27 protein-coding genes, 1 tRNA gene and 1 pseudogene are annotated in these 20,776 nt (G+C 61.0%); 14 read left to right on the top strand and 15 right to left on the bottom strand.

Features of this window, described 5'->3' with window-relative positions:
* Positions 1–126: 126 nt before the first annotated feature.
* The 5 genes from modA to BTN82_RS16630 all read left to right on the top strand — a co-directional run bounded on the left by modA (position 127) and on the right by BTN82_RS16630 (position 4,827).
* Positions 127–894, top strand: a complete 768-nt coding sequence (gene modA, locus BTN82_RS16610; RefSeq protein WP_075120216.1) for a molybdate ABC transporter substrate-binding protein — start codon at positions 127–129, stop codon at positions 892–894.
* On the top strand, positions 895–1,575 hold the full coding sequence (gene modB / locus BTN82_RS16615) for a molybdate ABC transporter permease subunit (RefSeq protein ID WP_075120217.1): 681 nt from the start codon (positions 895–897) through the stop codon (positions 1,573–1,575). It abuts the gene before it with no gap.
* Positions 1,576–1,578: 3 nt separating this feature from the next.
* Positions 1,579–2,667, top strand: coding sequence for a molybdenum ABC transporter ATP-binding protein (gene modC, locus BTN82_RS16620; protein WP_075120218.1), 1,089 nt, complete (start codon positions 1,579–1,581; stop codon positions 2,665–2,667).
* Positions 2,668–2,906: 239 nt separating this feature from the next.
* The gene (locus BTN82_RS16625; RefSeq protein ID WP_075120219.1) at positions 2,907–4,547 is read left to right on the top strand and encodes an ABC-F family ATP-binding cassette domain-containing protein; all 1,641 of its coding nucleotides are present in this window, start codon (positions 2,907–2,909) and stop codon (positions 4,545–4,547) included.
* Positions 4,548–4,617: 70 nt separating this feature from the next.
* The gene (locus BTN82_RS16630) at positions 4,618–4,827 is read left to right on the top strand and encodes a hypothetical protein (protein ID WP_075120220.1); all 210 of its coding nucleotides are present in this window, start codon (positions 4,618–4,620) and stop codon (positions 4,825–4,827) included.
* A gap of 160 nt (positions 4,828–4,987) precedes the next feature.
* Here BTN82_RS16630 and BTN82_RS16635 read toward each other — a convergent pair whose 3' ends face one another.
* The 3 genes from BTN82_RS16635 to BTN82_RS16645 form a co-directional block, all read right to left on the bottom strand.
* Positions 4,988–5,953, bottom strand: coding sequence for a hypothetical protein (locus BTN82_RS16635; protein WP_075120221.1), 966 nt, complete (start codon positions 5,951–5,953; stop codon positions 4,988–4,990).
* Between the two features lie 67 nt (positions 5,954–6,020).
* A complete protein-coding gene (locus BTN82_RS16640) occupies positions 6,021–6,992 on the bottom strand; it encodes an aldo/keto reductase (protein WP_075120222.1) in 972 nt (323 codons plus the stop codon).
* A complete protein-coding gene (locus tag BTN82_RS16645; protein ID WP_075120223.1) occupies positions 6,989–7,810 on the bottom strand; it encodes an SDR family NAD(P)-dependent oxidoreductase in 822 nt (273 codons plus the stop codon). Before BTN82_RS16645 ends, BTN82_RS16640 begins: the two co-directional genes overlap by 4 nt.
* A 106-nt stretch (positions 7,811–7,916) precedes the next feature.
* On the opposite strand from BTN82_RS16645, the gene BTN82_RS16650 reads away from it, so the two are divergent.
* Positions 7,917–8,846, top strand: coding sequence for a LysR family transcriptional regulator (locus BTN82_RS16650; RefSeq protein ID WP_075120224.1), 930 nt, complete (start codon positions 7,917–7,919; stop codon positions 8,844–8,846).
* A 50-nt stretch (positions 8,847–8,896) separates the two neighbouring features.
* Here BTN82_RS16650 and BTN82_RS16655 read toward each other — a convergent pair whose 3' ends face one another.
* Both BTN82_RS16655 and BTN82_RS16660 read right to left on the bottom strand, forming a co-directional pair.
* Positions 8,897–9,217: a YbjQ family protein gene (locus BTN82_RS16655; RefSeq protein WP_075120225.1), complete on the bottom strand. Its 321-nt coding sequence runs from the start codon at positions 9,215–9,217 to the stop codon at positions 8,897–8,899.
* Between the two features lie 158 nt (positions 9,218–9,375).
* On the bottom strand, positions 9,376–9,564 hold the full coding sequence (locus BTN82_RS16660) for a DUF2188 domain-containing protein (protein ID WP_075120226.1): 189 nt from the start codon (positions 9,562–9,564) through the stop codon (positions 9,376–9,378).
* A gap of 156 nt (positions 9,565–9,720) precedes the next feature.
* Here BTN82_RS16660 and BTN82_RS16665 point away from each other — a divergent pair, with 156 nt between their 5' ends.
* Together BTN82_RS16665 and osmE are read left to right on the top strand one after the other, a co-directional pair.
* Positions 9,721–9,924, top strand: coding sequence for a hypothetical protein (locus BTN82_RS16665; protein WP_075120227.1), 204 nt, complete (start codon positions 9,721–9,723; stop codon positions 9,922–9,924).
* A gap of 338 nt (positions 9,925–10,262) precedes the next feature.
* Complete coding sequence (gene osmE, locus BTN82_RS16670; RefSeq protein WP_075120228.1) at positions 10,263–10,631, top strand: osmotically-inducible lipoprotein OsmE; 369 nt, start codon at positions 10,263–10,265, stop codon at positions 10,629–10,631.
* Positions 10,632–11,072: 441 nt separating this feature from the next.
* Here osmE and BTN82_RS16675 read toward each other — a convergent pair whose 3' ends face one another.
* From BTN82_RS16675 to BTN82_RS16685, 3 genes are all read right to left on the bottom strand, one after another.
* Positions 11,073–11,585 carry a fimbrial protein gene (locus BTN82_RS16675; protein WP_075120229.1) on the bottom strand — a complete coding sequence of 171 codons (513 nt, stop codon included), beginning with the start codon at positions 11,583–11,585 and terminating at the stop codon, positions 11,073–11,075.
* 370 nt (positions 11,586–11,955) lie between these two features.
* On the bottom strand, positions 11,956–12,444 hold the full coding sequence (locus BTN82_RS16680) for an anti-virulence regulator CigR family protein (protein ID WP_410002820.1): 489 nt from the start codon (positions 12,442–12,444) through the stop codon (positions 11,956–11,958).
* Positions 12,445–12,608: 164 nt separating this feature from the next.
* The gene (locus BTN82_RS16685; RefSeq protein WP_075120231.1) at positions 12,609–13,016 is read right to left on the bottom strand and encodes a winged helix-turn-helix transcriptional regulator; all 408 of its coding nucleotides are present in this window, start codon (positions 13,014–13,016) and stop codon (positions 12,609–12,611) included.
* Between the two features lie 78 nt (positions 13,017–13,094).
* Here BTN82_RS16685 and BTN82_RS16690 point away from each other — a divergent pair, with 78 nt between their 5' ends.
* Both BTN82_RS16690 and BTN82_RS16695 read left to right on the top strand, forming a co-directional pair.
* On the top strand, positions 13,095–13,862 hold the full coding sequence (locus BTN82_RS16690; protein WP_075120232.1) for an NAD(P)H-dependent oxidoreductase: 768 nt from the start codon (positions 13,095–13,097) through the stop codon (positions 13,860–13,862).
* 243 nt (positions 13,863–14,105) lie between these two features.
* Positions 14,106–14,435: a hypothetical protein gene (locus tag BTN82_RS16695; RefSeq protein ID WP_075120233.1), complete on the top strand. Its 330-nt coding sequence runs from the start codon at positions 14,106–14,108 to the stop codon at positions 14,433–14,435.
* 135 nt (positions 14,436–14,570) lie between these two features.
* Here BTN82_RS16695 and BTN82_RS16700 read toward each other — a convergent pair whose 3' ends face one another.
* Positions 14,571–14,837: a hypothetical protein gene (locus tag BTN82_RS16700; RefSeq protein ID WP_261792988.1), complete on the bottom strand. Its 267-nt coding sequence runs from the start codon at positions 14,835–14,837 to the stop codon at positions 14,571–14,573.
* Between the two features lie 120 nt (positions 14,838–14,957).
* Here BTN82_RS16700 and BTN82_RS16705 point away from each other — a divergent pair, with 120 nt between their 5' ends.
* Together BTN82_RS16705 and BTN82_RS31120 are read left to right on the top strand one after the other, a co-directional pair.
* Positions 14,958–15,158 (top strand): hypothetical protein, encoded by a 201-nt coding sequence (locus tag BTN82_RS16705; protein WP_075120235.1) that lies wholly within the window; start codon positions 14,958–14,960, stop codon positions 15,156–15,158.
* A gap of 315 nt (positions 15,159–15,473) precedes the next feature.
* Positions 15,474–16,337, top strand: a complete 864-nt coding sequence (locus BTN82_RS31120; RefSeq protein WP_148169578.1) for a hypothetical protein — start codon at positions 15,474–15,476, stop codon at positions 16,335–16,337.
* A 132-nt stretch (positions 16,338–16,469) separates the two neighbouring features.
* Here BTN82_RS31120 and BTN82_RS31380 read toward each other — a convergent pair whose 3' ends face one another.
* The gene (locus tag BTN82_RS31380; RefSeq protein WP_186828412.1) at positions 16,470–16,643 is read right to left on the bottom strand and encodes a hypothetical protein; all 174 of its coding nucleotides are present in this window, start codon (positions 16,641–16,643) and stop codon (positions 16,470–16,472) included.
* A 117-nt stretch (positions 16,644–16,760) separates the two neighbouring features.
* Between BTN82_RS31380 and BTN82_RS16715 the strand changes: the two genes are divergently transcribed.
* Complete coding sequence (locus tag BTN82_RS16715) at positions 16,761–17,111, top strand: MliC family protein (protein ID WP_075120237.1); 351 nt, start codon at positions 16,761–16,763, stop codon at positions 17,109–17,111.
* Positions 17,112–17,165: 54 nt separating this feature from the next.
* On the opposite strand, the gene BTN82_RS16720 is transcribed toward BTN82_RS16715, so the two are convergent.
* The 3 genes from BTN82_RS16720 to BTN82_RS31130 all read right to left on the bottom strand — a co-directional run bounded on the left by BTN82_RS16720 (position 17,166) and on the right by BTN82_RS31130 (position 18,609).
* A complete protein-coding gene (locus BTN82_RS16720) occupies positions 17,166–17,462 on the bottom strand; it encodes a hypothetical protein (protein ID WP_075120238.1) in 297 nt (98 codons plus the stop codon).
* Positions 17,463–17,466: 4 nt separating this feature from the next.
* Positions 17,467–17,739, bottom strand: coding sequence for a hypothetical protein (locus tag BTN82_RS31125; RefSeq protein ID WP_075120374.1), 273 nt, complete (start codon positions 17,737–17,739; stop codon positions 17,467–17,469).
* A gap of 399 nt (positions 17,740–18,138) precedes the next feature.
* Positions 18,139–18,609 carry a hypothetical protein gene (locus BTN82_RS31130; RefSeq protein ID WP_148169579.1) on the bottom strand — a complete coding sequence of 157 codons (471 nt, stop codon included), beginning with the start codon at positions 18,607–18,609 and terminating at the stop codon, positions 18,139–18,141.
* 163 nt (positions 18,610–18,772) lie between these two features.
* On the opposite strand from BTN82_RS31130, the pseudogene xerC reads away from it, so the two are divergent.
* A pseudogene (gene xerC, locus BTN82_RS16730) lies at positions 18,773–19,648 on the top strand (tyrosine recombinase XerC); the annotation flags it as partial.
* A gap of 84 nt (positions 19,649–19,732) precedes the next feature.
* Here xerC and BTN82_RS16740 read toward each other — a convergent pair.
* Both BTN82_RS16740 and BTN82_RS16745 read right to left on the bottom strand, forming a co-directional pair.
* Positions 19,733–19,819, bottom strand: a tRNA-Leu gene (locus tag BTN82_RS16740).
* A 270-nt stretch (positions 19,820–20,089) separates the two neighbouring features.
* The gene (locus BTN82_RS16745) at positions 20,090–20,722 is read right to left on the bottom strand and encodes an inhibitor of vertebrate lysozyme family protein (RefSeq protein ID WP_261792989.1); all 633 of its coding nucleotides are present in this window, start codon (positions 20,720–20,722) and stop codon (positions 20,090–20,092) included.
* Positions 20,723–20,776: the final 54 nt, after the last annotated feature.

Here is a 20,776-nt window from a genome sequence, read left to right on the forward strand (position 1 = left end):
CCGAGCAATAAAGTTCCGTTCGTCGCCGATTCGCTATATATTTCTCTATACAGCGTTATCCCGCGCTGGCGCAGCACCCATTCCTAATAAAATTGCCCACGCATTTGCCCTCGACGGAGCCGTTCCATGATCAAACGTGCCTCAGGTTTTGCCCCGACTTGCCTCGCCGCCCTGCTTGCCGTATTCGCCCTGGGCTCGGCCCAGGCCGCCGAGGTCCAGGTGGCGGTCGCCGCCAACTTCACCGCGCCGATCCAGGCCATCGCCGCCGACTTCGAGAAAGACACCGGGCACAAGCTGGTGGCCGCCTATGGCGCCACCGGGCAGTTCTACACCCAGATCAAGAACGGCGCGCCGTTCGAGGTGTTCCTCGCCGCCGACGACAGCACCCCGGAAAAACTCGACAGCGAAGGCGACACCGTCAAGGGCTCGCGCTTCACCTACGCCATCGGCACCCTGGCGCTGTGGTCGGCCAAGGACGGCTACGTCGACGGCAAGGGCCAAGTGCTCAAGGACAACCAGTACCAGCACCTGTCCATCGCCAACCCGAAAGCCGCGCCTTACGGCCTGGCCGCCACCCAGGTCCTGGCCAAGCTGGGCCTGACCGAGCAGGTCAAGGCCAAGATCGTCGAAGGCCAGAACATCACCCAGGCCTACCAATTCGTGTCCACCGGCAACGCCGAACTGGGCTTTGTCGCCTTGTCGCAGATCTATAAAGACGGCAAAGTCAGCAGCGGCTCGGCCTGGATCGTACCGGCCGACATGCACGACCCGATCAAGCAAGACGCGGTGATCCTCAACAAGGGCAAGGACAACCCGGCGGCCAAGGCGCTGGTTGACTACCTCAAGGGACCGAAAGCCGCGGCCATCATCAAGTCCTACGGTTACCAACTCTAAATGCCGCTATCGAGTGCCGACTTTTCCGCCATCTGGCTGACGCTGCAACTGGCGTCGCTGACGACCCTGATCCTGTTGATCGTCGGTACGCCGATTGCGTTATGGCTGTCGCGCACTCGCTCGTGGCTGCGGGGGCCGATCGGCGCCGTCGTCGCCCTGCCCCTGGTCCTGCCGCCGACGGTGATCGGTTTCTACCTGCTGCTCGCCCTCGGCCCCAACGGTTACATTGGCCAGCTCACCCAGGCCCTCGGCCTGGGGACCCTGACCTTCAGTTTCAGCGGCCTGGTGATCGGCTCGGTGATCTACTCCATGCCCTTCGTCGTGCAGCCGCTGCAGAATGCCTTCTCCGCCATCGGCACGCGCCCGCTGGAAGTCGCGGCGACCTTGCGCGCCAATCCCTGGGACACCTTTTTCACGGTGATCCTGCCCCTGGCCCGACCGGGCTTCATCACCGCGGCGATCCTCGGTTTTGCCCATACCGTCGGCGAATTCGGCGTGGTGCTGATGATCGGCGGCAATATTCCCGAGAAGACCCGGGTGGTCTCGGTGCAGATCTACGATCACGTCGAGGCCCTGGAATACGCCCAGGCCCATTGGCTGGCCGCCGCCATGCTGGTGTTCTCGTTCCTGGTGCTGCTGGCCCTGTACTCCAGCCGCAAGACCCGCGCCGGCTGGAGTTGAGCCATGAGCCCTGCGATCCATGTGCGCCTCAAGCGCCGCTATAAAACCTTCGACCTCGACCTCGACCTGCAACTGCCGGGGCGCGGCATCACCGCGCTGTACGGGCATTCCGGTTCCGGCAAGACCACCTGCCTGCGCTGCATCACCGGCCTGGAACAGGCCGAGCAAGGCCTGGTGCGAATCAACGACGAAGTCTGGCAGGACAGCCAGCGCCGGCTGTTTCTGGCGCCGCACAAGCGCTCCCTGGGGTATGTATTCCAGGAAGCCAGCCTGTTCACCCACCTGTCGGTGCAGGCCAACCTGGAGTTCGGCCTCAAACGCATCCCGCGCGCGCAACGCCGGGTCGACATGGCCCAGGCCACCGAACTGCTGGGCATCGGCCACCTGTTGCAGCGCCAGCCGCACAACCTGTCCGGCGGCGAGCGCCAACGCATCGGCATTGCCCGTGCGCTGCTGACCAGCCCGCGGCTGCTGCTGATGGACGAACCCCTGGCGGCCCTCGACAACAAACGCAAGGGCGAGATCCTGCCCTACCTCGAACGCCTGCACGACGAGCTGGATATCCCGGTGCTGTACGTCAGCCATTCCCAGGACGAAGTGGCGCGCCTGGCCGACCATATCGTGCTGCTGGAAAACGGCCGGGCCCTGGCCAGCGGGCCGATCGGCGAGACCCTGGCGCGCCTCGACCTGCCCCTGGCGCTGGGCGACGATGCCGGCGTGGTGATCGAGGGCCAGGTCGCGCACTACGACGCCGGCTACCAACTGCTGGCCCTGCAACTGCCCGGCAGCCAGCTGCGGGTACGGGTCGCCCACGAAGCCCTGGCCGTCGGCAAGCACCTGCGCTTCAAGGTCCAGGCGCGGGACGTCAGCCTCAGCCTGCAGGCCGGCGAGCACAGCAGCATCCTCAATCGCCTGCCGGTGACGGTCAGCGGCGAAATTCCCGCCGACAATACCGCCCATGTCCTGGTGCGCCTGGACGTCGCCGGCAGCCCGTTGCTGGCGCGGATCACCCGCTACTCCCGCGACCAGCTGCAACTGCACCCCGGGCAACAGCTGTGGGCGCAGATCAAGGCGGTGGCGGTGCTCGCCTGACCGTGCTTCAACCGCTAGACGCGTTCCCATGCAGGAGCGAGCTTGCTCGCGATAGCCACCCAGCGGCACTCCCTGCCACACCGCCGCTTGCCGGCCCGCACACCCGCGCGTTAGGCTAGCCGCCCTTCCCCGTCATCGGACGATTGCCGACGTGAACCACTAAGCCTTCCAGAAATGTATTCGCGACAAGCCGCCTTGCAGCGCTTGTTGGCCTTTTCCGACATTTTCCGGAGGTGCTGATGACTCACGTCACCCGGCTGCCTGCGCTGGTTTCCCTGAACCAGCTGACATTCCAGTTCGCCCACGGCGAAACCCTGTTCGACTCGCTCGACCTGACCTTCGACGCCCAGCCCACTGGCATCGTCGGGCGCAATGGCGCCGGCAAGAGCGTGCTCGCCCGGCTGATCGCCGGCGAGCTTTTCCCCTCCTCGGGCAGCGTCACGCGCTTCGTCCCCACGGCCTATGTGGCCCAGGAACAGCTGGCCGAGCACGGCCAGAGCGTTGCCGAGGTCGCCGGCGTGGCCGAGGCCCTGGCGGCCCTTGGGCGACTCGCCGCGGGCCAGGCTTCGCTGGCCGACCTGGCACAGGTCGACGAGCGCTGGGACCTGGGCGAACGCCTGCGCCGCCTGCTCGACGAAGCCGGGCTCGACGCCGTCGACGCCGACACCCCGGCCGCCAGCCTCAGCGGCGGGCAGCGGGCGCGTATCGCGCTGATCGGCGCCCTGCTCAGCGATGCCCAGTTGCTGATACTCGACGAACCCAGCAACCACCTCGACGCGCCCGGCCGCCAGTGGCTGCAAACCCAGCTACAGCAGTGGCGCGGCGGCCTGATCCTGATCAGCCACGACCGCCAGTTGCTGATGCAGATGCAACGCATCGTCGAACTCACCCCGCAGGGCGCGCGAAGTTACGGCGGCGACTACGCGGCGTTCCGTGCCCAGCGCGCCGCCGAACACGGCGCGGCCCGGGCCGCCCTCGAGCATGCCCGCACCGAGCGCGGCCGCGAACAGAAACGCCTGCAACGCGAACACGACACCATTCAGCGCCACGCCGCCGGCGCCCGGCGTTATGCCGAAACCGCCAATGTCTCGGGCTTCGAGCGAGCGAAGATCAAAGGCGCAGCGCGCAATATCATGGGCCAGGTGCGCCATCGCCAGCAGGGCCACAAGGACCGGCTGGATCAACAGGTGCGCGACGCCTACGCGCGGGTGGTGCCGGACGCGCCGACCCTGGTGACGCTGCCCGGCACCGCCGTGCCCCAGGGCCAGCAGCTGTTCTGCCTGAGCCACGCGCAGCTGCCCTGGCTGGCGCCCGAAGCGGCCACAAGCTACCTGGACCTGAGCGTCAGCGGGCCAATGCGTATTGCAGTCAGCGGGCCCAACGGCTGCGGAAAATCCACCTTGCTGAGGATGCTCGCCGGCGAGATCCAGCCGCTGAGCGGCCGCTGCCACGTGCGGGTGCCCAGCGCCTGCCTGGACCAGCGCCTGTCGCTGCTCGACCCGCAACGCTCGGTCCTCGACCACCTGGAGGCGCGCGACAGGCCGTTGCAGGAAGGCCTACTGCGCAGCCGCCTGGCCTGGCTGCAACTCGACGCCCGGCAAGTCACCCGGCCCTGTGGCCAGCTCAGCGGCGGCGAACGCCTCAAGGCCGCGCTGGCGATCGCCTTGTGGCGCGACACGCCGGCCAGGCTGTTGCTGCTGGACGAGCCGACCAACCACTTGGACCTGGAGTCGATCGAAGCCTTCGAAAGCGCCTTGCGCGATTTCCCCGGCGCGATGCTGGTGGTCTCCCACGACCGCGACTTCCTCGCGGCCATGGCGCCCACCCATCGCCTGCAATGGACCCCGTCCGGCTGGGCGCTGCACGAGGAGCGCCCATGAACCGGCTTTTGCGCGAATTTCAAAGTTGCTTCTATAGTTGCTCTGAGCAGCTATCAACTAGGGAAGCGCCATGGAAGACATTTTTGTCGTAAAGCGCTGCAACAAGATCATCATTCAAGGCCGGCGCGCCGGCGAAGCGGCCCACGGCGCGCCGATCGCCGCCTATTGGTACCGCATCGCCGACACCCGCACCGACGGTTTCATCGGCGACGGCTACGACCTCGAGGCAGATGCCCTGCACGAATGCCGCCGGCTCAACGCCGCCAGCCGCCGCGCCTGAAACCGCGGGCAATCGGCCTGGGCAAACCGCGCCGCGAAGATGAAATTTCTTTCACTGTGCGGCCGCCTCGCCCTCGCTACAGTGGTCGCGCTTATTGAAGACTCCCGACTGGCCCACCGCTCCCCCGGTGGGTCTTTTTTATGGGCGCGGCAAAAACCAGTCAGCGTATCCCCAGAGGAATTTCATGGATCTGGAACCGCTCGGGCACCTCGGCTTCGTGCCCCGCCAGCAAACGGTGGCGGATGCGCGCTTCGCTGACGAACGCACAGCCCTGTGCGGTGATGGTCAGGTTGACGGGGGACTCCAGGCCTTCGCGGATCACCTCGATGACGCGCCGCCCAGGGGCCAGCGGCTCGGCGATGCGCAAGACCTTGCCCTGGCCGCTCTGGATAGCGTTCTCCAACACGATCAACGAGCCGTCGGGCGCCAGTCCCATGCCATCCGGGTTTTCCAGCGTGCGGGGCAACTCCATCTCACGCAGGCGCGGCACCTGCTGCGCATTGCCAAGGATGTAGATTTTCCCCGTTCCAAAATTGGCCACCATCAGGGTGCCGTCCTCTTCGCGGACAATGCCCGAAGCGCCGAGCCCCCCAGGCCCGGCCAGGCGCGCATCGCGCAGCACCCACTGGAAATCGCGGTCGTCCGGCCCCAGCCGCAGGATGCTGCCGACTTTGGTCTCGGTCAGATACACCGTGCCGTCCGGCGCCAGCACGATATCGTTGCCCATGGTGCCGGCCGGTAACACCAGGTTTCGCGTGACCGTTGCCGTTGCGATATCCAGGGCAAATATCCGATGCGCACGGCTTTTACCCGTCGGCAGGAAATCCGGCGAGTTGCCCCACAGCAGGCCGCGGCGTTCGTCCAGCCTCAACGTCGTCGAAGCGAAAACCGTATCGGAACCCTTGAACAAGGTTTGCCACGCCTCGTGCGGTGGCTTGCGCAGGATCTGGCCGCTGGTGACCAGGCCGACATACAGCGTGCCATCGGCGGCCCGGGCGATACCGTTGGGGTACAGGGCCCCCGATGGCAAGGTCAGCGTGCCGGGCGTACAGCCTGAGTCGGCGCCTGCCGTGGGCACGAAGGCCGCGGCCGCCAGCGTCATGAGCGCCAGCAACATTGCCAGCATTTCGCGAAAGCCTGTTCTGCCTGACATCGGATACCTCCTGTGAATAGGCCGCGTTCACCCCGGCGCCCTACCAGCGCGCAGGGCGCGCACGCTGGTTTATCGGTGCCTCGAGCAGAGCGATCTCGGCCTCGGAAAGCCTGAGTGAAATGGCGCTGAGCGCATCCTGAAGATGGTGCGGCTTGGACAGGCCCACGATCGGTGCCGTGACGCCCACCCTCGTGCCCAACCAGGCCAGGGCGACCTGGGCCGACGGAACGCCCCGCGCCCCGGCAACGCCCTCGACCGCCGCCAGGGTGCGTTCCACCTCGTCGCGGCCGCCATACCATTGCGGCGTTTGCTCATCCGTCCCGGCCCGCAGCGTGCCGGCCTTCCGCGCCCCGGCCAGCAGGCCGCGCCCCAAGGGCGACCAGGGCGTCAGGCCGATGCCTTCTTCCCGGCAAAGCGGTATCAGCTCGTCCTCATCTTCCCGGGTCATCAGGTTGTACTGGCTCTGCATGGCGATGAAAGGCGCCAGCCGATGATGGCGCTGGAACGCGAGCATTTTCATAAACCGCCAGGCGTGCATCGAAGAGGCGCCCAGATAGCGAACCTTGCCTGCCCGCACCACCGCGTCGAGGGCCTCGGCCGTTTCCTCGATCGGGGTGTGCTCGTCGAAACGATGAATGACGAACAGATCGAGGTAGTCCGTGCCCAGTCGCCGCAGCGACGCCTCGACACTCTGCAGGATGTGTTTGCGCGACAAGCCGCGGTTGTTGGGTTGGTCGTCCATGGGGAAATAGGCCTTGGTGGCGATCACCAGGTCGTCACGGCGCGCGAAGTCCTTGAGCGCGCGCCCCAGGATCCGCTCGCTTTGGCCCGCGGAGTAGATATCGGCCGTGTCGAAAAAGTTGATGCCCGCCTCCAGCGCTTGCCGGATGAAGGGCCGGGCCTCGTCCTCGCGCAGCACCCAGGGCCGCCAGGCCGGATTGCCATAGGTCATGCAGCCCAGGCAGAGCGGCGACACCTGCAAACCACTGTTGCCCAGGCGCAGATAATTCATCGCAGCGCCTCCTGCAAACGCAGGCCGGCGATGGTGTAGCCGCCATCCACGAGCAGGCTCTGGCCGGTGACGAAACGCGCGTCGTCCGTCGACAGCCAGACGGCGACATCCGCCACGTCCTCAGGCTGGCCGAGCCGCTTGACGGGGGTGTGCTGGACGAACGGGGCGAAGGCGGAAATATCCGTCACGCTGCTGTGCGCCATCGGCGTTTCAATGATGCCGGGGTTGATGTTGTTGATACGCACGCCCTGCCCTCCGTACTCCAGGGCCACGGCGCGAATAAGCGCATCCAGCGCGCCCTTGCTGGCGGAGTAGCTGGACGATCCGGGCAACGCGCCACTGGCGAGCCAGGACGAGGTGTTGACAATGACCCCGGCGAAATCCTGGGCCAGGAACGCTTCGATTTCGTACTTGATCGAGAGCCACACGCCTTTGAGGTTGGTGGCGATCACCGCGTCGAAGTCGGCGCTGGTCTGCTCGGTAATCGGCGCGAAGTTGCCGAGCACGCCGGCATTGTTGAAGGCGATATCCAGCCGGCCATAACGGTCCTGGACCGTGGCGATCAAGCGCCGGACCTGCTCCTCCCGGGAAACGTCTGCGGCGACCGCCAGGGCTTCGCCGCCCGCCGCAGCCACTTCGCGGGCCGTGGCTTCGATCTCGGCGGCGCGCCGCCCGGCCAGTACCACCGTCGCGCCCTCTCGTGCATAAGCCAATACCGCGGCGCGGCCGATGCCGGTGCCGCCGCCGGTCACCAGGGCCACTTTCCCTTCAAGGCGTTTGTGTGAAGTGTCGTGAGCAGAGGCTGTGCTAGCGGTCATGGCTGGGCTACCTGGAGGTTGATTTCCCGCCCATGCTATTTTGTTGCCCAGTAACGCACTATCCGGAAAAAATCTATCTCATTGGTAAAAATATTTTCACAATCCCATGAAAAAGACCGACCTGACAGGACTGGCCGCCTTCGTCGCGATAGCCCAGGAACGTAGCTTCAGGCGCGCGGCCGCCTTGCTCGGCGTGACCCCACCCACGCTCAGCCACACCTTGCGGGAGCTGGAAGCTCAAGTCGGCATTCGCCTGCTCAACCGCACCACGCGCAACGTATCGCCGACCGAGGCCGGCAAGCATCTGCTGGCCGGGCTCACCCCGGCCTTTACCGATATCGCCACCGCGCTGGAAAGCCTCAATACCTTTCGCGACACCCCCCGTGGCGTGGTGCGGATCAACGCTCCGCGCACCGCAATCCAGCAGGCCATTGCCCCTCGCCTGGAGGAACTGGCCCGCGACTACCCGGGCATCACCCTGGAAATCGTCGCGGACGAAGGGTTCGTCAATATCGTCGAGCACGGCTTCGACGCGGGAATCCGCCTCGGCGAAGACATTCAGAACGACATGCGTGCCGTGCGAATCAGTCCGGACCTGCGCCTGGCCATCGTCGCCACCCCGGAGTACTTCCAACGCCACGGCCGGCCGCACCACCCGGAGGACCTGGTCGAACATCGTTGCATCGGTTGGCGCAAGGCGTCTTCGGGCGAACGCTACAAATGGAAATTCCAGAAGGGCGAGAACGTCCTTTCGGTCTCGGTGGAAGGACCGCTAGTACTGGATGATGCCTACCTGATGCGGCAAGCCGCCCTGGCCCATGTCGGCATCGCCTTTGCCTTCGAGCAGGACGTCGCCGGGCATCTCGCCAGCGGGAGGCTGGAACGGGTCCTGGACGATTGGTGCCCACCGTTTCCCGGCTTCTTTCTGTACTACCCCAACCGAAGAAACCACTCGGTGGCCTTGACCACCGTCATCAACCTGCTGCGCTACCCGGGCTTGCGAGCCGAACAGGCAGCGAAGCAGAAGCCGACATAAAAAAGCCCCGCGCAGTGGCGGGGCCTTTCATCCTGGCTAACCGGCCGGCGTCACTTGAGCCGCACCGCCGTGCCGGTGACAAACACCACCAACATGCCGCCACGACCGCCCGGCATGCTGATCTCGTAGTCCAGGCCGACCACCGCGTCCGCGCGCAGCTCGCTGGCGCGCTCCCTGAGTTCGTCGGTCGCCTGCACCCGGGCTTCCTTCAAGGCCCGCTCCAGGGTCTGGGAACGCCCGCCGAAAAAGTCGCGCAGCCCGGCAAAGACATCGCGCACCACGTTGATCCCCTGCACGGACTCGGCGCTCACGATATCCAGGTACTCGGCAATCTCGCGCCCCTGGATCGCGTGGGTGGTCGTAACAATCACAGCCTTTCTCCTTTCAACTGACACGGCGCCGTGGCCCTGAACCCGGGAGGCGCCGCAAAAAAACGCGATGGTAACAGACCGCCGGCGTGCGGCCGGGCAAAAGAAAGCCCGGCAGCCACGGCACAGGGCCGGGCTGTCGGGCCAGGTCGCAGCTGGCGTTATCGGCTATTAGCCGCGCGCGCCGCGGTCTTGCAGGCTGGCAAGGTGGCCGCGTAGGCCAGGGCTTCTTCCCGAGTAGCGAACGAAGCGAGCCGGTCGCCCTTGGTGCAGACCCGCCAGGGGCCGCTGTTGACGCTGAGCACGTCATAGCCGTTCATGTGCATCTTGTTCAGCATTGGAACACTCATAATCGCCTCCCTTCCGGTAGAGATCGTCCGAGGGTGTCGCCAACACCTTACACCCGGTCGGCGTGGTCGGGAGTTCCATCCATCGCCGGGCGACTCAGAAGACGGTTCACCAGCGAGATGCGACTATGCTTGAACCTTTCACTCGAGGATCGTCCCATGATCAGCCGCAAAGGAATGGTCGCCCTGCTAGTACTCTGCCTGTCAGGGTGCGCCAGCTACAGCGACAGCCAGCAACGGGAACGGAAAACCGACATCAGCGCCGTCTCTTGCGATTCGACGCCTGCCAACCAGCCCGGCTGTTACCGACCCTACAAATCCAGCTGGAGCTTCAGCGACCTCAAGTTCACCCTCGGTAACTAGCCAAAAGCCCGTTCCAATGCAGTGCTTATGGCATTTTGAAAGGTATTGGCATGCCGAATCGGGAGCGGCGTTATCAGCCCGGGGCAAGGCCTGCGTTTCGTCGCCCTGTCATTGCCTGGGCCATGGCGCAAGCGCACACTGGCCCCAGCTGACGGATCAGCTCCCCCTCTGCAAAAAGCCCGCCCGCGCGGGCTTTTTGTTTATCCGCCACTCCTTAGTTTATCCGTCGCGCTCCCTCCCCCCTTTCGCCAATACCGCTCGCCACGCTCGGAACTCGCCTTTAATTCAAACGAGGCCTTCGCCCCTCCATTCGCGACGCCGCCCTCGGGAGCCCTGCCATGAATAAAGCCTGTGTCGTCATGATCGCCCTGTTGCCTGCCCTTGCCGCGTGCACCAGCGATTCCCATGTCTACCGCAACCAGCCGCTGGTGGCGAACGTCGAGACCGGGATGACCCAGGAGCAAGTACGGCAGATCGGCGGCGAACCCCTGGCCGTTACACCGCGTACCGTGGAGTTGGGGACCTGCTTCGACTATGCGCTCACCCAGGCCGGTCGCAAGCAGTCGTTCAATGTCAGCTTCGACGGCAACGGTAAAGTCGATCACACCAGTTTCATCACCTGCGCCGAGTGGAGCCACGCCCAGCAAAAAGCCAGGGCGCCGGGCAGCAGTTCAGGCGGTACGGGGAGCATGGGCGGCGGTTATTGAACCCAAGCCGACCGGCGCGTTTGGGGAAATAGCGGGCCGTCTTGGAAGGATGAAATTTCTTTCACTGTGAGCTGCGCGCCGGGTGTGTAGATTGAACCCTGCTCATTCAACTATTGGCCCGCTCCCCGCGGGCTTTTTTTTGCCTTGCTGGCGAAACGGGAAAGACCGCGCTGGAGCGCAAAGGCAAATTCCAGGCAAAAAAAAGCCCAAGCAGCTGATGGACACTTGGGGCTAAAAATGCATAAACCGTGGTAGGTGAACGCAGGGCTATGTTAACGCTTATGAGAACTTGTAACAATATATTTTGAGGTTATTTTTACCCTAAATATTTTGTAAGCCATTAAATAACCACATATTTTTTCTGGTCATGGCCGAATCGTCACCTTGTTGACGTCAGGAAAAATTCGCCGCGCACCCGCAGCATGAATCCCGCGCCAGCCATCAGGCATAACTGATCGCGCACTCGGAAAACGAGGAAAACTCGCCGGCCTCCACCGGCCCGCTGGTACACACCAGCCTGGCCGCGAAGGTCAATTGCAGACCTTCCACCGCCGGAAACTCGATCTGCCCCTCGCCCCCCAGATGCAAGACCTTGCCCTGGCTATCGAGCAGCTGAACCCCGACATTTCGCGCCGCGCCACTGCCTTCGTAATCGTTCATCAGCGTTACCCCATCGCTGGTAATGCCATCAAAATGCAGCCGGACCTTTTTCGCCTCCTTGAGTCGCGCTTCGTCCAACTCGATGTTGAACGGCCGTGGGCCGCTGCCGCCGGCCTGTAGTTCCTCGATCTTCAGTGTCCCCAGCTCGATCACCTGCTCCATGCCACTGGAACGCCGGTGTGAGGGTTCGGGCACGACGCCCATGCCCAGGCCGATTTCAGGAGCGACGTTCCACGAGGAAGCGACGACCCTGGCGCGAAAATCGAAGAACTTGCCAACGCTTTGAGCAGGCATTGTTTATTCCTTTCAGTGAATGCAGATCGGTTCGACCCGGAGCCGCGACCAGGCCGCCGCCCCGCTCCTGTCGCCCCATGCCTTTCTCACGAAAATGGCTACCGACGTCCTCGAAGACAACGGACAAGGCGACTTGCGCAACCATAGAACGGCGCAAAAGCAGCGTCCTTAAGAGACGTCCGAAACGCACCGGTGAACAATCGGATCAGGCGCCTTGGCGACACAGGAGGGACAGGCCCTTGGCCATTGCCAAGGCAGCGGCCGACAACAACGGAACCCGTATTTCAGGCCATGGCAGTGAAAACGCGGAGAGGTTGGTCATGCGCGGCAAAGCCCGGTTGCGTACCGGGCTTTTCTTTCGAGACGAGGGTCAGTCCAGGGCGTCGTGCAAGACTTCGTAGATCAGCCCTGTCGCCAGAGCCACCAGGATCAAATCGGTGCCCGCCTGTTGCCATTCGTAGCCGTCGTAGTGCGGTAGCCTGCCAAGCATTCGGCCATCGAGTTTTTTGGCGATCCCCGGCGGCAAGGGTTTACCCCGCGCCAGGTTCTTCTGAATGCCAGGTGGCAAGGCCGGCCCCGGGGACCAGTAGTCACGGCTATCGCCGATGATGACCCGCACGCCACCGACATCGATCTGCGGCCCGTCGTAGCGCCCGCCCTGGCGATAGTCCTGGGACTGTTTGCCCTTATTGCCCTGCCCGCCCTGATTGCCATGGGGATTGCCCTTGCCATTGCCCGGGTCGGCATACAAGGCAGCGGAGCCGAATAAAAACGCGACGCTTGTGACAAGAGCTACTACCGAACGAGTCGTCATCTGTGCAGTCCTCTGCAAGGTTCCAGCCGTAGTGCCATATGCCATGACACCCAAACTGTAGACAGTCTCCCGCCACTTGGTTCCCCGCTCTGTACCGACTCTTCCGGGACCCACGCCGTGAACTACAGGAGTCACTCAGCTGTTTCTCGTGTAAGGCCTCGGGTTGATATTCCTGTTGATTGTCACCTCGTTGCGGGCACCGGCTGGGTTCATTCATCCTGTACGCACGGTCCGCAGCTGGCTGAGGACGGGCTCATGTGCCTGGCGTCGTAACGTTCGCGAGCAGCATCCAGTTGCGGAAAATGATGCTCGGCCCAACGATCCAGCGTGGCGAGGGTCTCGACCAGTGAGCAGGCCACCGCCGTCAGCCGATACTCGACATGCGCAGGCTTCTCGGCGAAGTCCTGTCGCTCGATCAAGCCATGGCGCTCCAGACGTCGCAGGGTCTGGGTCAGCACCTTCTGCGAAATACCCTGGATACGCCGAAGCAGCTCGCCGTTGCGCATCGGTCGCTCGGCAATCGCCGGCAAGATCAGCATCACCCATTTGCCGGAGATCAACTCCAGCGCATCGCGCGCAGAACAATTGCTGACGTAGACATCCCCCGGAAACGCCATGGTGGTTACCTCAAGGTGCGTAATTGTCAGAAAAAAAAGGCGGGTACAGGATCGAGGGCCAGTTTAAGGAGATCCCCCATGCAGGTGCTAATAGTCGTGGCCCATCCCGAGCAGAAATCCTTCAATAGCCACCTGGCGCAGCAAGCCCGGGACACTTGGCGAGAACAAGGACATGCAGTCACTGTCGTCGATCTTTATGCAGAGGGGTTCGACCCGCGAGAGGGCGACTGGCACTACTCCAGCCGGCAAGACCGCGAGAAATTCGACGCGATGCGCGAACAGCGTCATCACTGGAATCAACAAACCCTGGCTCCCGAAATCGATCGCCATATCGAACTGCTGTTACAGGCCGATGCACTGATCGTGCAGTTTCCCTTCTGGTGGTTCGGCGCGCCGGCCATCCTCAAGGGCTGGATGGATCGGGTATTCGTCTATGGCGGGTTGTACGAGAGCCGACGCCGACATGAACAAGGGGTCATGCGCGGCAAAAAAGCGCTGGTGGTCTCCACCGCCGGTGCCTCGGAGCAAGCCTGTGCGCCCGACGGCCGCGACGGCGATATGCGACTGTTGCTATGGCCGATCCTGCATTCGCTGCATTACATCGGCTTCGAGGTACTCGAGCCTTATCTCATCCATGGCGTTCGTGGCGGGCTATCTGCCGAAGCCGAAGAGCGACAGCGCACCCGCCTCGAACAGCGAACCCTCAATTACCGGGCACGGCTCGTCCGCTGGGAGCAATGGCCGGCGATTCCGTTCAACCAGGCCCAGGACTTTACCGACGGGCTGAGCTTGAAACCCGACGCCCCAAGCTACAGCCCGTTTGTCCGGCATCGGCAGGAGCCTTGAATCAAGGCCACTCCAACGGCTCGGCGTATACCGTTCGTCCAGGCCGCGGCGGCCTGCCCCGCGCCTCATCTACACCTATAAATGAAGGAACTTCCGGCCGCATTCGCTCGGTCTCCCTGCGCCCCTCTCGAAATAAGGAGAGAGAGCCCCTCGGCGCCAGGCATTCGATTCGATGGCACACGAAGCGCCATGCGAAACCGCAGTATTTCAAGCTTCGAGCTTCATTTCTCAAGGAACGGAAAAATGACCACGAACTGCAAAAACTGGCATGCCTGGCTCGACACGATGCCCCCCAGACCGAACGAACTGCATGTGGTAGGCGATATTGAAGTCGCCAACCCGGGCGTCAAGGCCTACCTGACGGTGCGAGTCCCGCAAGGTATCAACCCGGCCATACTCCAGCTGGAGCTGCACCTGTTCCAAAGGCCCGGGCAATGGATTCAGCAGATCACCTGCACGCAAGTACGGTTCACCCGGGTGCTGCCGCCCGGATCGCCGCTCTACACCGCGGTTGAAGTCTTCCACAACGGTGAGCGGATCGCGTTTATCGACGAGATCCCGCACGTCTCCTGACTGATTCGCCATGAATCGGCCGGGCCTTGAATAACCAGCCGCGAGCGCCTGCCCCTGGAGCAGGCGCCCGCCTGGGTTAGCTGCCAAAAGCAAAAAGCCCGGCGGCTGGCCGGGCTTTGGAGGGGGCAACGTCGATCAGACTTCGATAGGGAAAACCGGCTGAACGTCCTGCGCCGCATCGGCGCTTTCTGTCGCGGCTTCCAGCCGGGCGAGAAAACTCGGGTTCAATTTGGCTTCAAGCAGGTTGACCTGCTCCACCGCCCTTTTCTGCTCGACGATCTTGGCCAGCTCCGCGTAAGACAGCTTGGGTGGCGCACTTTGAATAATCACTGAAACGCTTCCTTGGTTGATCCCCCGCTTGGCCAGCCGGGGCATGGCGAGCAGTGTACCGCCCTTTTCCAACGAACCGCGTCCCTGAACATTTCAAAAACGATACACGCATTTATAGGCACAGCCCAAAGAGAGGGCGTAGGATTTGCCCACGAATCGACGATCCTGCGTTTTGGCCAAGGGGTTCCCAGCATGAAAGCAAGCGGCATAAAAGTGGTGTTGATCGCCACGGCATTAGTCCTGAGTGCGTGCTCCGGCACCCCGACCACACGCTCCTGTTTCTCCGACGCCTGCAAGCTGGGCGGCCACTACACGCAGTTGAGCACCGGCGGCAGTGCCTCTGCCCTGGGCAATAGCTACAACGAATACGGTTCGAACCTTTTGCACGACTGATGCCGCGAAGGACGCACAGGATTTTTCGACAGTGAAAAACCCAAAGGGCCTGCTCGATAAAACCCGTGCAAGCCCTTGAGACAGAGGGCGTCCGAAGCCGGAATCGATCCGGCACGCCCTGACAAGCAGGGGATTTAAAGCCCCATTCCATTCAATAAAAATCAAGGGGTCCATATTTTTGGTGGCCAGTAAATCCCCTCTCCTCCGACGGTCTGCCGACGTACCCCCATCCAAGATCCTGCAGCTCGTCACCTCCCCGTCGCCCATCGCATCAAGACGTTATTGAACACCGTTTAATACAAAGGACTGACTACTGTGCTGAAAAACTCCGGACCTAATGCAGGCAAAGGCCCCATGCCTAGCGTCCCATCGCCCGCAAGACCCAACACGCCGCCTGCCAATCAAAAACTCAGGAGCGGCAAGATTTTTCCTCCGATTGAAAGCCTCCAAGCCTCTTCATCAAACACGCAAGTACCAGCCCATCGAGCTCCGCCCGCCATCGCTCCGAAACCTGCGCCATTTTCAATCCCTAAGATCTGCTCCGCGTGCGGAACATATCACCAAGGCTCCTGTGCGACTTCTCCATCGGCACCTTCACTGCAAGTGCCCTCCACGGAGGCTGTAGCAACTTCATCAGTTCAGCCTGGAACGAAGTTCACGTTATATCGAGCCGACAATCGAACATACGAAAACCTGCAACAATCCTCACCGGAAGGCTTCACCGCCTGGGTTCCATTGAATACAGAACAGGCACGAAAATTCGCGAGTATTTTCGTCGGCGGCAAGGACACCTCTGGCCTGCCTAAGCATCTTGTTGAGAACATAAGTAAATGGGGCGGCAAACCAAAGCTCAACGACTTGTCCACCTACATAAAATACACAAAAGACAAATCTACCGTTTGGGTGTCTACCGCCATCAATACCGAAGCCGGAGGGCAGAGCTCTGGCGCTCCGCTCTATGAAATTTCCATGGTTCTAAATGAGTTCAGAATCAACCAAGGTGGCCTCGAATCGCTGCCGGGGGGCAGGAGCAAAAACATGGAGTTCTCACTCTTGCTGGATGGTTCAAGCATTGAAACTTCGCAAATCATTGCGCTCAATCATGGCCCCAAAGACGATGCGGAAGTCTCGTTCCTCAGCAAAATCCCGATGAGCACTATCAAGCCTTACACACCTTAGGGCTGACAGGTATTCAGGGTTGAATGGGGGGCGAGATACGCCCGTTTTAGCGCGGCTGCCACCCTCTAACTCACCGGCCAGCCCTGATAACAGACATGGCACGACTCTACCCTAGCGTTTGCGACTCTTGTTTCATTGAGAACGGCACCAAACGACAAACTGAAGCGTCAGCGACTTGTGCGTGGGTATGTCCGTCAGCTCTGCGACGATCACGCCCTGGGACAGGCCGGCAGCTTTGGTTGCGTCGATTGCCTTGGCGATGGCGCTATCCAGATCGGCCAGGACCTCATTGATGTCCTGGCTCATTTTAGGCTCATGAGTAGAGGGGTGGTTTGGCCATGGTTTTTACTTTTTCGAAGCTCATGAACTGTTTCCCCCAAGCACGGTCCACTCCGAACGAGCTGCTCAACCTAGGGGGTTTCAATGCGTGCTTTTTCATCCGCCATATGTTTTTCGCTTCTCACTAACAGCGCGATAGCTGCAACAATCAGCATTGACATCCCAGGAAACAAAAAGCCAGAAAAGGAATCGGTCAGCTATACATGCGGGAAACAGCTTATAAAGGCTGATTACATCAACAGCGAGAGCACTTCACTTGTAGTATTAACAATTAATAAAGTCACAACAATTGCAGCTAACGTCGTGTCTGCTAGCGGATCCAAGTATATGGGAGATGGCATTACATGGTGGGCAAAAGGAGATAACGCAACTCTCTATCAGTTTCCGGAGGGCAGCGACGTAGAAGAGCAGATCTCTTGCCATGAAAGAAAATAATTTTACTATGTTATGACTGCGCCGCGATTTGACGTATTCAAAACGTGACGCGGATTACGATGCAAGCCGCAGTTGCTTGTTAAACAGCTCGCGGATCTCGCCAAGCCTGGACATCACCAGCGGCTCACCCTTCAAGTGAATCAAGTGGGTCAGCTGGTGAACGATCCCTTCATCCGACAGGACAGCGCTCGCCGGCAGTTCCTTGAACCAGCACACGAATACGGCAAAGTGCAGCGCCGCAGGTAGCTCCTTCAGGAAGCGCTTGTCGGTCATCCCGATGAAGCGGCCGTGCTCCTCGCGCAGATCCTGGTAGCTGGCCGAATAACAGTTTTCGTCGATCCGGTAGTCCACGGCCCTAACCTTCCACATCGAATACATGCCCGCGGCGAGCCCAGACATACGCCACTATCCCGGCATGCAGCATCACACCGAATGGATTCACCCACAGGCCTTGCATTGCGGTCACGAACGAGCCGAACGCACCGATAGCCACCAGATAGAAGGCAATACTCAGCATGGGCTGATCGATCGGACGAACCCTGCGCAGGTGGTCACAGGCCGCAAGGGCAACCAGGATGCGCAGAGCCGCATCAATCACACCCAGCGTCGTTACAAGGATGCTGCTCATCTCAGGCACCTCGCGTCTTCGGGCCAGCCGTTCAGTCACCGGCCGGGTCAGATGGACCGAGAAGAAAAAGCCGGTTGCTACAGCGGTCGCCGCTTGACCCCGAATGAGGTCTTTCAGGAGCCCAAGGGAAAGGATCGATCCGATGAAAGCAGCCATGACCACGCCGTATTTGACCAGCACCACGCTGGCGGCAGTATTCGTTGGTTCTGCCATTGGAGTCTCCATAGGGATTAAAAATGGGCCTGCGTCGGACCGGGTATGCCCAAAAACAAAAAGGCCCCAGCGAATGCTGAGGCCCTGAATAGATGCGTGTGTCTCTCTGCAGCCAGCCAAAGCAGTAGCGATAGCGACAGGATACTTCCGCTAATGCACGCAGTAGCTATACGAGACGCGGAGTCATCACCCTCTTAATTGATTGTATGGAATCTGTAGGCCCATTTGACCCCAGCCTTGAGGCATGACATCGCTATTTGCATGTGAGGTCAGGACTCCCGCTCCGTTTCTCACCGTGCAGGTAAAACAAGAAGCCGCAGCAGTTGGCTCATACCCAAAAACCTTGACAATTAGCTTGACGAGTTCAAAACGACTATCGCTCGGGTTATCGAACCAAACACCGCCAAGTCCAACCATGAATTTAGTTGCTTTTGTCTGTTTTACGAACCAATCGTGAAACTTTGTTAGCGATACCTCATTCCATTGAGATGAGTTTCCTGAAGTTCCCATACAATTAAGCGTGTTGTAATGAGCAATGGCCATTTGCTTCGACCCATTGAAGCCCACCACAGCAATACAATTGCCAAGACCAGCTGTGCCCACTTCCCCGCTATCGCTTGCCAACTTGGACAATCTGTCATACCCAGCAGCTTCCATTGCTTATACCTCCATTGATTGGAACAGCAAGCATAGACGCATGAAAGTCATGCGTAGCGCATGAGCTTGAAAGGTGTCTGGAGAACCCGGGGCGATTCATTGTTTACATCATCCAACGGGCCAGGCCCTGAGCTCAATTTGTGCCGCCAGGCGCGGTATGGAGGAATATGCCAGGCTCGAGCAATCAAGAACCGCGTAGGCCCTGGTGCAATCGGTGCTGACCTTTGCCTATGTTGCCGATCTCTACATGAGCGAGGTCGTCCCAACCAAGTCAGCTGCCACCCAGAAGGACAACAAGCGCGAGCTGAAAAACCTGCTCGATTTTTTCAATGACCCGCCGGCACCACTGGAAGATATTGAGCCGCAACATGTGCGGCAATACCTTCGGGAACGAGGAAAGACCGCACCCGTTCGGGCCAACCGGGAAAAGGCGTTGCTCAGCACTATCTGGAACTTCGCCCGCGAATGCGGATACACCTCGCTTGCCAACCCCTGCGCCGGGGTAAAGGGGCATAAGGAGACCGGCCGTGATGTATACGTCGAAGATGACATGTTCGCAGCTGTCTACGCGAAGAGCGATCAACCACTCCAAGACGCCCTGGATCTCTTCTATCTAACCGCGCAGCGAATCGCCGATACGCTGAAAATGGATGAGCGGGACATCAAGGATGGAAAACTTGCAGTTGCCCAGGGCAAGACCGGAGCCAAGCGCCGGATTGAGATTATTGGGGAATTAAAGGTCGTGATTGACCGCATTGCGGCCAGGAAGGCGGGCTACAAGGTGAGATCTACTCGTCTTGTAGTGATGGAGGACGGACACCGATGACCGTGAGCATGCTGCGCAAGCGCTTCGACGACGCGCGGGAGGCCGCCGGCATTCCAAAGGCTGCGTTTCAGGCGTGCAAAGGCCGCCACCGACAAAGAGGAGTCGACAGGAAGCATACGAGAGACCAGGGACCAGCTTGGGCACACTACCGTAAGCATGACGGAGCAGTACATTCGCAGACGCCGCGGCGCCAAGGTTACGCCGACGAAGTAAGCGAATTGCGGAAATGATTTTCCGATTGCGGAAAACACAAAGGGCCTGCCCGGTAGAAAAACCCGTGCAAGCCCTTGAAATAGATGGTGCCCGAAGCCGGAATCGAACCGGCACGCCCTTACGAGCGGGGGATTTTAAGTCCCATGCGTCTACCAGTTTCGCCATTCGGGCGGTAGCGCGGTGTTGCCCTCTGAAAGGCCCGAACTGCCTGGTCCTTTCAGTGCCTTGCGGCAAGGGGGTGAAATATATACATCCCCTCCCCTTGAAGCAAGTTCGTTGGCGTCAAATTCAAGACTGAACCTCAAGCGAGGACTCAAAAAAAGACGCGGCAAATCATCGACCTACAGCGCTACCTGGATAAATGGCGGTCAAGACCCGAGTCGAATCGGCACAAAGGCTTCGGCATTCCACGGGCAACACCGTCGCCGCGCATGCCACGCGTTACTTTTCGGGGTTTTGCTCGGCGAAGGATTTACTCAAAAGCGCCGCAACGACAGCGTCCGGATTACCGAGGATCTGTTTGTTGAACACCTTGGCATCGGCCGAACGGGTGGCGAGCAGCCCCCAGGACTGCTTGCCGTCGGCACTGAAAACCACGATCAGTTGATTGTCCGCACAGTCGTGCGGCTTGCACATATGGCCGACCGTGAAATGGCTCCCACCCGCCGAGACCTTCTCGACTGGCGTCGCGGTGCCCTCGGCCTTGCTGACCCAACTCGGGAAAGCGAGCATCTGCGCATAAGCAGTCTTGTAGGGGGCTTTGCTAACTACGTCTGGCAGATACTGTTCGGCCGACGCGGCAGACGCCATCAGGGAAAGAGCCAGTCCCGCCAACAGAACCGAGCTATGTTTTCTCATCGCCAATAACCTCTGATCAAAGATCGAATGAACGCATCCTGCCTCCGCAGGCCAATGCGCGTTGTTCAGGTCAGACGGGATAGCGTTTCGAAAGTTTTCATCGCTGCAAGCAGCACGACCGAAGTGTGCTGCAATTGTGAACCGACGCACCGCCCTTAAATAGGGCCTGCCTCTGAATGTGGCGCCCGCCCTGACCAGCTGTTGGCCGTTCAGCATTCCATCGTAAACACACCTGGCCGGGCAAGCGGGACCACTCTATCCAGAGCGGTC

Source organism: Pseudomonas chlororaphis (genome assembly GCF_001921865.1).
GTDB classification, from domain to species: Bacteria; Pseudomonadota; Gammaproteobacteria; order Pseudomonadales; family Pseudomonadaceae; genus Aquipseudomonas; species Aquipseudomonas chlororaphis_D.